Origin of the sequence: Streptomyces sp. URMC 126, from assembly GCF_051386555.1 — a bacterium.
Classification (GTDB): Bacteria; Actinomycetota; Actinomycetes; order Streptomycetales; family Streptomycetaceae; genus Streptomyces.
Window position 1 is genome coordinate 1 of record NZ_JBPQTX010000048.1, and the last position, 13402, is coordinate 13402.

A 13402-nucleotide genomic window follows, 5' to 3' on the forward strand; every position below is an offset into this window, starting at 1 on the left:
CCCGCCTCTCACGGAGCCCCGCCCCGCACCCCCTAGTAGCGTCGGAGCGTGCACGACAAAACCGACGACCATCCCGACAGCCACGCCGACGGTCGCGCCGGCCACCACGCCGATGACCGCCATGCCGACGAACGCCGCGCCGACGACCGTCAGGCCGACGAACGCGACGGTGGAACCGCCGGCCGTCGCACCGCGCCCGTCGCATCCGCCGCTCCCGATGACAGCGGTGACAGCGGTGACAGCGGTGACAGCGGTGGCCGCGGTGACAGCGGTGGCCGCGAAGGTTCCGCCTGCCCCGTGGAGGGCCCCACCCCGCCCCTCTTCACCTGGGAGTTCGCGAGCGACCCCTACCCGGCGTACGCCTGGCTCCGCGAGCACGCCCCCGTGCACCGCACCGCCCTGCCGAGCGGCGTGGAGGCCTGGCTGGTCACCCGGTACGCCGACGCGCGGCAGGCACTGGCCGACCAGCGGTTGTCGAAGAACCCCGTGCACCACTCCGAGTCCGCGCACGGCAAGGGCAAGGTGGGCATTCCGGGCGAGCGGAGTGCCAACCTCATGACGCACCTGCTCAACATCGACCCCCCGGACCACACCCGCCTCCGCCGCCTGGTGTCCAAGGCGTTCACGCCCCGGCGCGTCGCGGAGTTCGCGCCCCGCGTGCAGGAGCTCACGGACCGGCTCATCGACGGGTTCGCGGAGCGCGGGGAGGCGGACCTCATCCACGAGTTCGCGTTCCCGCTCCCCATCTACGCCATCTGCGACATGCTCGGCGTCCCGCCGGAGGACCAGGACGACTTCCGGGACTGGGCCGGGATGATGATCCGGCACGGCGGCGGCCCACGCGGCGGAGTGGCCCGTTCCGTGAAGCGGATGCGGACGTACCTCGCCGAGCTGATCCACCGCAAGCGCGAGGACCTGGGCGACGACCTGATCTCCGGGTTGATCAGGGCGAGCGACCACGGTGAGCACCTCACCGAGAACGAGGCCGCCGCCATGGCCTTCATCCTGCTCTTCGCCGGTTTCGAGACCACCGTCAACCTCATCGGCAACGGCACCTACGCGCTGCTGCGCAACCCCGGGGAGCGCGAGCGCCTGCAGCGCGCGCTGGCCGCCGGGGACGAGAGCCTGCTGGAGACCGGGGTGGAGGAGCTGCTGCGGTACGACGGTCCGGTGGAGCTGGCCACCTGGCGGTTCGCCACCCGGGACCTGACGATCGGCGGGCAGCGCATCGCCGAGGGCGACCCCGTGCTCGTCGTCCTCGCGGCGGCCGACCGCGACCCGGAACGGTTCGCCGACCCCGACACCCTCGACCTCGCCCGCAGTGACAATCAGCACCTCGGGTACGGGCACGGCATCCACTACTGCCTCGGTGCGCCGCTGGCGCGGCTGGAGGGCCGGACGGCGCTCGCGACGCTGCTGCGGCGCCTCCCCGACCTGCGGCTTTCCGCCGATCCGGACGATCTGAGATGGCGCGGCGGGCTCATCATGCGGGGCCTGCGGACCCTGCCCGTGGCCTTCTCGCCGGAGCCCGGGCAGACGGGCACATGACTATACGTCAACTCGGCTTGACCGTCGTCCGGCGTCGATCACGGTGGGTTGTGGCTCCTGAGGGGCGTGGCTATCTTCTGCCGTCATATTCAGCAGCCACACGATCGGCAGCGGTCAGCAGCCGGTCGGCAGCCATACGAGAGGTGATCGCATGCTCTCCGGGAAAGGCCGACATCGTCGTCCCCGTCAACTGCCCGCCGTGGTCGTCGCCGCGGGCGTGACGGGCGCCGGAATCGCCATGCCCCTGCTCGGCGCCACCACGGCCGACGCCGCCGACGCGCCCACCTGGGACCGCGTCGCCCAGTGCGAGAGCGGCGGCCTGTGGAGCGCGGACACGGGCAACGGGTTCTACGGCGGACTGCAGCTCACGCCCGAGATGTGGAAGCAGTACGGGGGTACGGAGTTCGCGCCGCGCCCCGACCAGGCCAGCCGCGCCCAGCAGATCGCCGTCGCACAGCGCATTCTGGAGGCGCGCGGCCCGTACGCATGGCCCGCCTGCGCGGTGAAGTCCGACCTGACCAAGGACGGTCGGGCGCCCGAGGTCAACCCGGGCATGCCGCACGAGGCCGTCGAGGGCCCGTCGCACGCGCCGGCCTCCGGGTCCGGGTCCTCCGGAACGTCCGACTCCGGGCGGACGCGGGACACCTCGTCCGGCAAGACGTCCGACACGTCCTCCGACGCGTCCTCCGACACGTCCTCCGGCAAGTCCTCCGAGAAGGGGTCGGGCACCTCCACCGGGAAGGACGCCTCCTCCGACCGGTCGGCCGACAAGGACGGGAAGGCGGGCGAGCACGGCGGCACCGACGCCTCCGGGAAGCCGGGTGGGCAGCAGGACAAGTCCTCCGGCGGCAAGCACCGCAAGCCGGACGGCGACGCGGCGGGCACCTCGTCCGACACGTCGTCCACGGACGCGAAGGGCGACGCGAACACCGGCTCGAAGGCCGGCTCCACGGCCGACTCGCGATCCGGTACCGGCGCCGAGTCGGGAACGGACGCCGGAACGGCCGGCGGTTCGCACTCCGGAACGTCCGCCTCCGGCACCATCGGTGAGCGGCAGCGCGCCGGCGCGGACGGCGCGGGAGCGGGCAAGCACCGCGCGGAATCGACCGGTTCCGGCGCCGAGCGCGCGTCGCGTGGCACCGAGCGCGGGCGCGCCGATGCCTCCGCCGCTCACGACTACACCGTGCGCCCCGGTGACAACCTGTCAGAGATCGCTCAGCAGCACCGCGTCGAGGGCGGCTGGCATCGCGTGTACCAGGACAACAAAAAGGTCGTCGGGGGCGATCCCGACCTGATTCACCCGGGTCAGCAGCTCGAACTGAAGAAGTAGCGGGGGAGTTCGCGTCGAATGTCCGTTCCGGATGAAAGTGAGACATGGGTCTCGTTGACATCGGCGGGGAGACGGCTCGTCAGAATCCCGAGAAACCATCCTCACCTGCGGAAACAGTGAGTTCCCCGGGGTGGGGGGAGCAGACGGTGGCCGAAAAGGAGGGTTTGAACCCATCGGCCGTCTGTGCTTAACGTCGTCATCGCTCGCCATCGCGAGCACCACGGTCGTCACGCCGAATCCTGCCGGCGGCCGGGGGAGTCGTCGCGCAAGCGCCGTAGGCAGGAGCGGGGGAACCACGGTAGGTCGCCGGAACGGTTCATCGGTCAACGACCGACGTACCGGGACGGCTTGGGGTGAAGCCTGGTGAGCGCGAGCCACCGGGCCGGGCAACTCACGCCCGAACCCGACAGCTCACCTCGTAGGCGCCGGTGAGGAAACCGAGTCATGTCCAAGGGCAAGCACCGTCGTCCGAACAAGGCCGTCCGCATCGCCACGCTCGCGGGTGTCACCGGCGCCGCAGTCGCCGCCCCGCTGATGATGGCCACGTCCGCCCACGCCGCCTCCGTGCAGACCTGGGACCGCGTGGCCCAGTGCGAGTCCGGCGGCAACTGGTCGATCAACACCGGCAACGGCTACTACGGCGGTCTGCAGTTCTCGCAGTCCTCGTGGGCCGCCATGGGCGGCACCAAGTACGCGCCGCGCGCCGACCTCGCCACCAAGGGCCAGCAGATCCTGGTCGCCGAGAAGCTGCTCGCCGCCCAGGGCCCCGGCGCCTGGGGCTGCGCCTCCGAGGGCGGTCTGACCCGCGGTGGCGGCGCCCCGCAGGTCGACGGCTCCGGCTCCGGCAAGGTCGTCTCCAAGTCGACCTCGGGCCAGCGTTCGACCGGCCAGAGCCACGCCGACCGCAGCGAGCGCAAGGCCGCGCCGAAGCACGCCGCCCCACAGCGGCACGCCGAGGAGGCCCCGGCCCCGGCCGCCAAGCCGGCCGCGCCGAAGCACGCCGCGCCGAAGACCGTCAAGATCGGCGACGGCGAGTACGAGGTGAAGGAAGGCGACACCCTCGCCAAGATCGCCGAGGCCAAGAAGGTCAAGGGCGGCTGGGAGAAGCTCTACGACCGCAACAAGGACGTCGTGGAGAGCGCCGACCTCATCTTCCCCGGCCAGAAGCTGCACCTCAGCTGAGGTCCGTTCCTGAGCCGCGCGCCCTGCGCAAGGGCAAGTGCGCCGGGCGCGCGGTGCGCGGTGGTGCGAGGGGCGTACGGCCCGTTCGTACCGCAGCGTCCGTACCCCCCGACCCGTACCGCCGCACACGTACCACCGGCCCGGAACGTCGTTCCGAGCCGCAGCGGAACCGCCCCGCTCCCATGCGACCGACCCCCCCGGGCCGCATCGGAGCGGGGCTCCGCCGTTTCCGTACGTCCCCTCTCTCACCCGGTCTCTCGCCCGGCGAGTTCCCGCTCCGGTTCCCCGTTGAGCGAACAGCCCGCCCATTCGTCCCTTGATCTCGGCGTTTGTGCCATTTTTCCGGCGGGGTGGCGCTCCGGGGGCGGGTGGACCCTCCGGCGCCCGTTAGGCTCGTGCTGCAGAACGCTGGAGTACCCAGACACACACGAAGGAGACCCTCGTGCCGTCCATCGACGTCGTCGTAGCTCGCGAGATCCTCGACTCGCGAGGCAACCCCACGGTCGAGGTCGAGGTCGGCCTCGACGACGGCTCCACCGGCCGCGCCGCCGTGCCGTCCGGCGCCTCGACCGGTGCCTTCGAGGCCATCGAGCTCCGTGACGGGGACAAGAACCGCTACCTGGGCAAGGGCGTCGAGAAGGCCGTCCTGGCCGTCATCGAGCAGATCGGCCCGGAGCTCGTCGGCTACGACGCCACCGAGCAGCGCCTGATCGACCAGGCCATGTTCGACCTGGACGCCACCGACAACAAGGGCTCCCTGGGCGCCAACGCCATCCTGGGCGTCTCCCTCGCCGTCGCGCACGCCGCCTCCGAGGCCTCGGACCTCCCCCTCTTCCGCTACCTCGGCGGCCCGAACGCGCACCTGCTGCCCGTTCCGATGATGAACATCCTGAACGGCGGCTCGCACGCCGACTCCAACGTGGACATCCAGGAGTTCATGATCGCGCCGATCGGCGCCGAGTCCTTCTCCGAGGCGCTGCGCTGGGGCACCGAGGTCTACCACACCCTCAAGGCCGTGCTGAAGGCCAAGGGCCTGTCCACCGGCCTGGGCGACGAGGGCGGCTTCGCCCCGAACCTCGGCTCCAACCGCGAGGCCCTGGACCTGATCCTGGAGGCCATCAAGCAGGCCGGCTACACCCCCGGCCAGGACATCGCGCTCGCGCTCGACGTCGCCGCGTCCGAGTTCTACAAGGACGGCGTCTACACCTTCGAGGGCCAGACCCGCACCGCCGCCGAGATGACCGACTACTACGCCGAGCTCGTCGAGGCGTACCCGCTGGTCTCCATCGAGGACCCGCTGTTCGAGGACGACTGGGACGGCTGGAAGACCATCACCGAGCGCCTCGGCGACCAGGTCCAGCTCGTCGGTGACGACCTGTTCGTCACCAACCCGGAGCGCCTCGCCCGCGGCATCGAGGAGGGCGCCGCCAACGCCCTGCTGGTCAAGGTCAACCAGATCGGTTCGCTGACCGAGACGCTGGACGCCGTCGAGCTGGCCCAGCGCAACGGCTTCAAGTGCATGATGTCCCACCGCTCCGGCGAGACCGAGGACGTCACCATCGCCGACCTGGCCGTCGCCACCAACTGCGGCCAGATCAAGACCGGCGCCCCGGCCCGCTCCGAGCGCGTCGCCAAGTACAACCAGCTGCTGCGCATCGAGGAGATCCTCGACGACGCCGCGGTGTACGCCGGCCGCAGCGCGTTCCCGCGCTTCCGCCAGGGCTGAGCCGCGCCTCCGGCAGTGCGCGTGCGAGGCTGACAAAGCCTCACGCCTCACCCCGTCCCCGGCCACGGTCCCGTACCGTGGCCGGGGACGGTTTTGGCATGCGTTCCGGCTTCGGTGAAGCCGGCAGCGGGGAGGCGATGTGGCGGCGGAACGGTTCTCCACCGCGACCAGGCTCAAGGCGATCGGCACGGTCCTCGTCCAGGGCCCCGACGCCCGGGCCCGGCGCACCCGTCCGCCGCGGCGCAGCCGGCTCACCGGCCGGGCGGCGCTGCTGGCGCTCGTCGTCTGCTCGCTGATCGTCGCCCTGGCCTACCCGATGCGGCAGTGGGTCACCCAGCGTTCGGACATCGACGACCAGCGGCACCGCTCCGAGCAGGCCAAGGAGCAGGTGAAGCGGTTGCGCGAGGAGAAGGCGCGGCTGGAGGACCCCGCGTACGTGGAACGGCTGGCGCGCGAGCACCTGCACTACGTACGGCCCGGCGAGACCGGTTACACGGTCGTGGACGGCAGTGGCAACGCCCGGCACCGCCGCGACCAGGGCGCCGCCGACCGGCCGTGGTACGTCAACCTCTGGGACGGCGTGGACACCTCGGACGCCCGTCGCTGACGCGCGGCGCCGCCGCACTCTCTTCGAAACCCCTCCGACCCTCCGACCCTCCGACACGAGCGAGCACATGGAAACCCCTCCTCCCCAGACCGAGCCCACCGAGCCCACCGACGCGGACATCGCCGCGTTCAAGGAGCAGCTCGGCCGCCCCCCGCGCGGCCTGCGGGCGATCGCCCACCGCTGCCCCTGCGGCAACCCGGACGTCGTCGAGACCGCGCCGCGGCTGGAGGACGGCACGCCGTTCCCGACGCTGTACTACCTGACGTGCCCGCGGGCGGCCTCCGCCATCGGCACGCTGGAGGCCGAGGGCGTGATGAAGGAGATGAGCGCCCGGCTGCAGAGCGACCCGGAGCTGGCCGCCGCGTACCGCGCCGCGCACGAGGACTACATCCGCCGGCGGGACGCGATCGAGGTGCTGGAGGGCTTCCCGAGCGCGGGCGGCATGCCGGACCGGGTCAAGTGCCTGCACGTGCTGGTGGGGCACTCGCTGGCGGCCGGTCCCGGCGTCAACCCGCTGGGCGACGAGACGATCGCGATGCTGCCGGAGTGGTGGCGCAAGGGGCCGTGCGTGACGCCGTGCGGCGCGCAGTCGCCGTCCGACAGCTCCGACGAGGAATAGGGAGAACTCCGCATGACCCGCCGTGTTGCCGCGATCGACTGCGGTACGAACTCGATCCGTCTGCTCGTCGCCGACCTCGACCCCGCCACCGGCGGGTTCAAGGAGCTCGACCGGCGGATGACGATCGTCCGGCTCGGCCAGGGCGTGGACCGCACCGGGCGGTTCGCGCCGGAGGCGCTGGAGCGGACGTTCGCCGCGTGCCGGGAGTACGCCGAGGTGATCCGGGCGCACGGCGCGGAGCGCGTACGGTTCGTCGCCACCTCCGCGTCCCGGGACGTGAAGAACCGCGCGGAGTTCGTGGCCGGCGTCGTGGACATCCTGGGCGTCGAGCCCGAGGTGATCACGGGCGATCTGGAGGCGGAGTTCTCCTTCACCGGCGCCACCAAGGAGCTCGCCGGCCGCACGGACCTCGACCGTCCCTTCCTGGTGGTGGACATCGGCGGCGGCTCGACGGAGTTCGTCGTCGGCGACGACCGGGTGCGGGCCGCGCGCAGCGTGGACGTCGGCTGCGTCCGGATGACGGAACGTCACCTCGTCGCGGACGGAGAGGTGGTGGACCCGCCGTCGGCGGAGCGGATCACCGCCATACGGGCCGACATCGAGGCCGCCCTCGACCTCGCCGAGGAGACGGTCCCGCTGCGCGAGGCCCGGACGCTCGTCGGCCTGGCCGGTTCGGTGACCACGGTGGCGGCCATCGCCCTCGGCCTCCCCGAGTACGACTCGACGGCCATCCACCACGCGCGCATCCCCCTGGCCCGCGTCCGCGAGGTCACCTCCCGCCTCCTCACCTCCACCCACGAGGAGCGGGCGGCGATCCCGGTGCTGCACCCGGGGCGCGTCGACGTGATCGCGGCGGGCGCTCTGGTGCTCCAGTGTCTGATGGAGCGGATCGGGGCGGAGGACGTCGTGGTGAGCGAGCACGACATCCTCGACGGGATCGCCTGGAAGACGGCGGAAGAGGCGTGAGGTAAGAGGGGCTACAGGTTGCGGTGGACGTCGCGCCGGTCGCCTACCTTGACGACGAGGATCAGGAGTTCGCCGTCGTCGATCCGGTAGGCGACCCGGTAGTTACCGACCCGGAGCCGGTAGAGCCCCGACGGGCCGCTGAGCTTCTTGACGTCGGCGTCCTCGCGGTACGGATCGTCGCCGAGCGCGGTCAGCGCGGCCAGGATGCGCATGGCGTCCGGCCGGCTGACGGCCCGGAGCTGCCGCTGCGCCGCCGAAGTGAAGCGGAAGGCGTACTTCACGCGGCGTCTTCACCCTGGCCCCGCTCGGCGAACAGGTCGGCCAGCAACTCGGCCATCGTCACGGTGGGCCCGCCCTCGGCCAGCACCGCCTCCGCCTCCCGCGCCAGCATCACATCCGCCGCTTCCTCCAGCGCTTCGAAGTCCGCGATCGGCACCACGGCCGCGACGGGCGCGCCGTTGCGCGTGATGACCGTGGGAATGCCTTCCTCGGCCCGGTTGATGTGGTCCGCGAGGTGCGCGCGGGCTTCCCGTACGGTCACGGTGTTCTCGGCCATGGGGCCAGTGTACGCGTCACTGTGTACACGGCGCGCTGGTCGGTGTCCACGCCTGGTCGCTTCGCGCTCCCGGGGCGCCCGCCGGCCGCCGGCTGCCGTGCTGAATCGCCGCCAGGCCGCATACGGCAGCCGTATATTCCGGCCATGGAGCCGGAGCCGGACGTCTGGGCGCATCCACGTTTACGGGCCGCCGTAGCGGCCGAGGACTGGGCGGCGTTGTTGAAGAGCTGGCGGGTGCTGACCCGTGCCAGCCAGAGCCGACTGGGCGCCCGGGTGGGGCTGTCGCAGCCCGATGTCTCCGCCATCGAGAACCGTCGGCGGAGGGTGACCTCGGCCGAAGTGCGGCAGCGGATCGTCCGGGGGCTGGGTGTCCCGGCCGAGTTGCTTGGCGGCGCGAGGACGGAGCTGCCGTTGCCGTCGCTGGTGTTGCCCGAGGTGGTCGCCGATCCCGCGATGGACCGGGTTCGACAAGCGGGCGACGGGCGGATGCGTTTGGACGTGGCCTCCCTTGAGGCGATGGAACGGCTGCTCGCCTCTCATCGCCGGGCCGAGGACACGCTCGGTTCGCGGGTCGTGGCCGGCGTCGTGGCCGCGCAGTTCGAGCGGGTGGCCGGGCTGTACGACCAGGCGCGAGGGCCGCTCGCGGACCGGCTGGTGAAGGTGATGGCGGAGTACGCGCAGTTCCTCGCGTGGATGGCGCAGGATCAGGACGACACCCCGGTGGCCCTGGCCTGGTTCGACCGGTCGTACGACTGGGCGCTGGAGGCCGGGCACGGTGACATGGCGGCCACCACCATGAGCATGAAGGCCCATCTCGCCTGGTCGAAGGGGAGGGGGCGCGGGTGCGTCAGGCTCGCCGAAGCGGCGGCGGCCACGCCCGGGGCGAGCCGGGCGACGCGGGCCATGGCGCTTCAGATGGCGGGACGAGGGCGCGCGCTCGAAGGCGATGCCGAAGGCGCGTACCGGAATCTCGACGAAGCGCACCGCGTGATCCTTGACGCGCGCGACGCTCCGCCCTGGCTGTACTTCTATGGGGAGTCCTGGTTCTCGGCGCAGCGCGGCATGGCGGACGTGCATCTGAAGGCCTGGTCGAGCGCCGTCGATCACTTGGTGGCGGGGCTCGCCGGGTTCGCGCCCGCCTTTCGGCGGGACAGGGCCTGGTACGGGGCGTGCCTCGCGCACGCGTACGCAGGGGCCGGAGAGGCCGAGGCGGCGTTGGAGGCGGCGCTGGCCGTCGTGGGTGACGCGGCGGAGGTCGGTCGGCCGCATGCGTGGGGCGAGTTGCACGCGGTGGCGGCGTTGTTGCTGCGGCGCGGGGCGCAGGAGGGGCGCGTGCTCGTGGACGTGCTTGCGGGGCTGGATTGAGGGCGGCGGCAGCGGCGGACCTCGCGTGGAGGGGGCCGTTACGGGGTGGTCAGGCGGGCTGGAGCGGCCCGGATGGGCGGGGCGTCGCACTCCCGGGGAAAAAGTTCGTGAAATCCTTCACATGAAAATGAGGGTCCGGAACGTCGGTCCAGTGCCGATCGGCCCCCATCCGGGGCCGATGGGGCCCTGATGAGCGCGAACGGGCCTTCTCCGGCAGGTGAGAAGGAACGTTTGGGCAGGGCGGCGGAACCGAGTGGTCCAGTTGCGTTCCGGCTTACAAGTCCAGCTCAGCGGGGGTGGTCAACGCGTTTTGGGGCCCGGTGGTTCCCCGGGAGGGGTATGGCGTCCGTCACGTGGGCGGCGCAGTGTAGCAGACACCCCCTTACGTCTTGTGAAGGGGCGCACGAGCACCCCTTCGGGGTGTGCTGGATACTCGAATCATGAGCACCACGGAGCGTCCACGGATCCTCGTAGTAGGCGGTGGGTACGTCGGCCTGTATGCGGCGCGCCGCATCCTGAAGAAGATGCGGTACGGCGAGGCGACCGTCACGGTCGTCGACCCGCGCTCGTACATGACGTACCAGCCCTTCCTCCCCGAAGCAGCGGCCGGCAGCATCTCGCCGCGTCACGTCGTGGTGCCGCTGCGACGTGTGCTCCCCAAGGCGGAGGTCCTCACCGGCCGCGTCACCACCATCGACCAGGACCGCAAGGTCGCCACGGTCGCGCCGCTCGTCGGCGAGGCCTACGAGCTGCCCTTCGACTACCTGGTGATCGCGATGGGCGCGGTCTCCCGTACCTTCCCGATCCCCGGCCTCGCCGAGAACGGCATCGGCATGAAGGGCATCGAGGAGGCCATCGGCCTGCGCAACCACGTCCTGGAGCAGCTGGACAAGGCCGACTCGACCACCGACGAGGAGATCCGCCGCAAGGCGCTCACCTTCGTCTTCGTCGGCGGCGGCTTCGCCGGCGCCGAGACGATCGGCGAGGTCGAGGACATGGCCCGCGACGCGGCCAAGCACTACCGGAACGTGAAGCGCGAGGACATGCGCTTCATCCTGGTCGACGCCGCGGACAAGATCCTCCCCGAGGTCGGCCCCAAGCTCGGCCAGTACGGCAAGGAGCACCTGGAGAGCCGCGGGGTGGAGATCCACCTCTCGACGTCCATGGACTCCTGCGTCGACGGCCACGTCGTGCTCAAGAACGGCCTCGAGGTCGACGCCAACACCATCGTGTGGACCGCGGGCGTCAAGCCCAACCCGGCGCTGGCCCGCTTCGGCCTGCCCCTGGGTCCGCGCGGCCACGTGGACACCCAGGCGACCCTCCAGGTGCAGGGCACCGACTACATCTGGGCCGCGGGCGACAACGCCCAGGTGCCGGACATGGTCGGCCGCCGCGCCGGCAACGAGAACGCCTGGTGCCCGCCCAACGCCCAGCACGCGCTGCGCCAGGCCAAGGTGCTCGGCGACAACGTGATCTCCGGTATGCGGGGCTTCCCGCAGAAGGAGTACAGCCACGCCAACAAGGGTGCGGTCGCCGGTCTCGGCCTGCACAAGGGCGTCGCGATGATCGTCATGGGCAAGATGAAGATCAAGCTCAAGGGCCGTCTCGCCTGGTACATGCACCGCGGCTACCACGGCATGGCCATGCCGACCTGGAACCGCAAGATCCGCGTCTTCGCCGACTGGACGCTGGGCATGTTCCTCAAGCGCGAGGTCGTCTCGCTCGGTGCCATGGAGAACCCCCGCGAGGAGTTCTACGAGGCCGCCAAGCCCGCTCCGCAGCCGGCCGACGCGGTCCCGACCCAGAAGGCCAAGGCCGGCTGAGTCCCCCGCCGCGCGCCGCACGCACGGCATCCGCACAAGGGCGTCCACCAAATCCGTGGGGTGGGCGCCCTTCGGCGTACCCTCGCGGCTTCTCGTAGTCCCTAGCCGCCTTCCCGCCCCCCGCACGCCTTCCCGACCCCTGCACGCCGTACCGCGCCCCCGCCGCTCCCGCGCGCCGTCCGCCCGGTGCCGCGCCGGCGCGCCCCCGGCGCGCGCCGCCCGCTCGGCCGTCGTGGCGATTTCCCGCCCCGGGCGCGAAGGTGACGCACTTCCGGAGGGAAGGAGTACAGCACGGCTCGCCGGTGTTTAGGTGTTAGATGAATCAATCTCCTGACGCCGCATCATGGAGGTGTGCGACATGGCCCAGGCCGCCCGACGGCTCGCCGACCTCGCGGAACAGGTACTGGGGGCGCCGCTCCCGGTCCGGATCCGCGCCTGGGACCGCAGCGAGGCGGGTCCGCCCGGTGGGCCGGTGCTCGTCGTCCGCAGCCGCCGCGCCCTCCGCCGCCTGCTCTGGAAGCCGGGCGAACTGGGCCTGGCCCGGGCCTGGGTGGCCGGTGAGATCGACGTCGAAGGCGATCTCTACGCGGCCCTCGACCTGCTCGCCGGGTCGGTCTGGGAGCGCGGCGAGGAACCCGCCCGCGGCGGCCGGCTGAGGTCCGCCCTGGACACGGTGCGCGACCCGCGGATGCGGGCCGCCGGCCGGGAGCTGCTCCGCCTCGCCGGGCCCTGGACGCCTCCCGCCCCGCCCCCCGAGGAGGCCCGCGGGACCTCCGGGCCGCTGCACAGCCTGCGCCGCGACCGGCAGGCCATCAGCCACCACTACGACGTCGGCAACGCCTTCTACGAGCTCGTCCTCGGCCCCTCGATGGTCTACTCCTGCGCCTACTGGGAGCCCGAGGGCACTCTGGAGGACGCCCAGCGCGCCAAGCTCGACCTCGTCTGCCGCAAGCTGGGCCTGAGCCCCGGCATGCGCCTGCTCGACGTCGGCTGCGGCTGGGGCTCGATGGTGCTGCACGCCGCCCGCGAGTACGGGGTGAGCGCGGTCGGCATCACCCTCTCCGAGGAGCAGGCCGGCTACGCCCGCAAGCGGATCGCCGAGGCCGGGCTGACGGACCGGGTGGAGATCCGCGTCCAGGACTACCGCGAGATCTCCGACGGGCCCTTCGACGCGATCTCCTCCATCGGCATGGCCGAGCACGTCGGCCGCGAGCGCTACGCCGAGTACGCCGCCGACCTGTACGCCCTGCTGCGGCCCGGCGGCCGGCTGCTCAACCACCAGATCGCCCGGCGGCCGCTGAAGGACGAGGAGGCGTACCGCGTCGACGAGTTCATCGGCCGCTACGTCTTCCCCGACGGCGAACTCGCCCCCGTCGGACGGACGGTGGCGCAGCTGGAGGAGGCCGGGTTCGAGGTCCGGGACGTGGAGGCGCTGCGCGAGCACTACGCGCTGACCCTCCGCCGGTGGGTGGCCAACCTGGAGGCGCACTGGGACGAGGCCGTGCGGCTGACCTCGCCGGGCCGGGCCCGGGTCTGGCGGCTCTACATGGCCGCCTCGGCGCTGTCCTTCGAGCGCAACCGCATCGGCGTCAACCAGGTGCTGGCCGTACGGACCCCCGGATCCGGTGATCCGGGACTGCCGCTGCGCACCCGGGAGTGGCGGGCCTGAGACGGCCGGAG

The 13402-nt window shown here is 71.8% G+C and carries 12 protein-coding genes and 1 riboswitch; of the genes, 10 read left to right on the plus strand and 2 right to left on the minus strand.

Annotated features, from left to right (window positions below; genetic code table 11):
- Positions 1-297: 297 nt before the first annotated feature.
- The 7 genes from ACSNOK_RS08745 (at position 298) to ACSNOK_RS08775 (ending at position 7978) form a co-directional block, all read left to right on the plus strand.
- A complete protein-coding gene (locus ACSNOK_RS08745; RefSeq protein ID WP_436780049.1) occupies positions 298-1548 on the plus strand; it encodes a cytochrome P450 family protein in 1251 nt (416 codons plus the stop codon).
- Between the two features lie 151 nt (positions 1549-1699).
- On the plus strand, positions 1700-2878 hold the full coding sequence (locus ACSNOK_RS08750) for a transglycosylase family protein (RefSeq protein ID WP_436780027.1): 1179 nt from the start codon (positions 1700-1702) through the stop codon (positions 2876-2878).
- Between the two features lie 260 nt (positions 2879-3138).
- A riboswitch (cyclic di-AMP (ydaO/yuaA leader) is annotated at positions 3139-3318 on the plus strand.
- 4 nt (positions 3319-3322) lie between these two features.
- On the plus strand, positions 3323-4060 hold the full coding sequence (locus ACSNOK_RS08755; RefSeq protein ID WP_436780028.1) for a transglycosylase family protein: 738 nt from the start codon (positions 3323-3325) through the stop codon (positions 4058-4060).
- 442 nt (positions 4061-4502) lie between these two features.
- Positions 4503-5786, plus strand: coding sequence for a phosphopyruvate hydratase (gene eno, locus ACSNOK_RS08760; RefSeq protein ID WP_436780029.1), 1284 nt, complete (start codon positions 4503-4505; stop codon positions 5784-5786).
- Positions 5787-5925: 139 nt separating this feature from the next.
- Positions 5926-6393 carry an FtsB family cell division protein gene (locus ACSNOK_RS08765; RefSeq protein ID WP_436780030.1) on the plus strand — a complete coding sequence of 156 codons (468 nt, stop codon included), beginning with the start codon at positions 5926-5928 and terminating at the stop codon, positions 6391-6393.
- Between the two features lie 67 nt (positions 6394-6460).
- Complete coding sequence (locus ACSNOK_RS08770; RefSeq protein WP_436780031.1) at positions 6461-7012, plus strand: DUF501 domain-containing protein; 552 nt, start codon at positions 6461-6463, stop codon at positions 7010-7012.
- A 12-nt stretch (positions 7013-7024) separates the two neighbouring features.
- A complete protein-coding gene (locus tag ACSNOK_RS08775) occupies positions 7025-7978 on the plus strand; it encodes a Ppx/GppA phosphatase family protein (protein ID WP_436780032.1) in 954 nt (317 codons plus the stop codon).
- Positions 7979-7989: 11 nt separating this feature from the next.
- Here ACSNOK_RS08775 and ACSNOK_RS08780 read toward each other — a convergent pair whose 3' ends face one another.
- Positions 7990-8259, minus strand: a complete 270-nt coding sequence (locus ACSNOK_RS08780; protein ID WP_436780033.1) for a type II toxin-antitoxin system RelE family toxin — start codon at positions 8257-8259, stop codon at positions 7990-7992.
- Positions 8256-8534, minus strand: coding sequence for a type II toxin-antitoxin system Phd/YefM family antitoxin (locus ACSNOK_RS08785; RefSeq protein WP_436780034.1), 279 nt, complete (start codon positions 8532-8534; stop codon positions 8256-8258). The genes ACSNOK_RS08780 and ACSNOK_RS08785 overlap by 4 nt, the downstream gene beginning before the upstream one ends.
- A 144-nt stretch (positions 8535-8678) precedes the next feature.
- Between ACSNOK_RS08785 and ACSNOK_RS08790 the strand changes: the two genes are divergently transcribed.
- The 3 genes from ACSNOK_RS08790 (at position 8679) to ACSNOK_RS08800 (ending at position 13391) form a co-directional block, all read left to right on the plus strand.
- Positions 8679-9899, plus strand: coding sequence for a helix-turn-helix domain-containing protein (locus ACSNOK_RS08790; protein ID WP_436780035.1), 1221 nt, complete (start codon positions 8679-8681; stop codon positions 9897-9899).
- 440 nt (positions 9900-10339) lie between these two features.
- Complete coding sequence (locus ACSNOK_RS08795) at positions 10340-11722, plus strand: NAD(P)/FAD-dependent oxidoreductase (RefSeq protein WP_436780036.1); 1383 nt, start codon at positions 10340-10342, stop codon at positions 11720-11722.
- 358 nt (positions 11723-12080) lie between these two features.
- Positions 12081-13391 (plus strand): class I SAM-dependent methyltransferase, encoded by a 1311-nt coding sequence (locus tag ACSNOK_RS08800; protein ID WP_436780037.1) that lies wholly within the window; start codon positions 12081-12083, stop codon positions 13389-13391.
- The last annotated feature ends 11 nt before the right edge of the window (positions 13392-13402 follow it).

Excerpts from the sequence above, each read along its gene's own strand:
- ACSNOK_RS08750 (WP_436780027.1), top strand. The coding sequence starts at position 1,700 with ATGCTCTCCGGGAAAGGCCGACATCGTCGTCCCCGTCAACTGCCCGCC.
- ACSNOK_RS08790 (WP_436780035.1), top strand. The coding sequence starts at position 8,679 with ATGGAGCCGGAGCCGGACGTCTGGGCGCATCCACGTTTACGGGCCGCC.
- ACSNOK_RS08755 (WP_436780028.1), top strand. The coding sequence starts at position 3,323 with ATGTCCAAGGGCAAGCACCGTCGTCCGAACAAGGCCGTCCGCATCGCC.
- ACSNOK_RS08770 (WP_436780031.1), top strand. The coding sequence starts at position 6,461 with ATGGAAACCCCTCCTCCCCAGACCGAGCCCACCGAGCCCACCGACGCG.
- ACSNOK_RS08775 (WP_436780032.1), top strand. The coding sequence starts at position 7,025 with ATGACCCGCCGTGTTGCCGCGATCGACTGCGGTACGAACTCGATCCGT.
- ACSNOK_RS08795 (WP_436780036.1), top strand. The coding sequence starts at position 10,340 with ATGAGCACCACGGAGCGTCCACGGATCCTCGTAGTAGGCGGTGGGTAC.
- ACSNOK_RS08785 (WP_436780034.1), bottom strand. The coding sequence starts at position 8,534 with ATGGCCGAGAACACCGTGACCGTACGGGAAGCCCGCGCGCACCTCGCG.
- ACSNOK_RS08800 (WP_436780037.1), top strand. The coding sequence starts at position 12,081 with ATGGCCCAGGCCGCCCGACGGCTCGCCGACCTCGCGGAACAGGTACTG.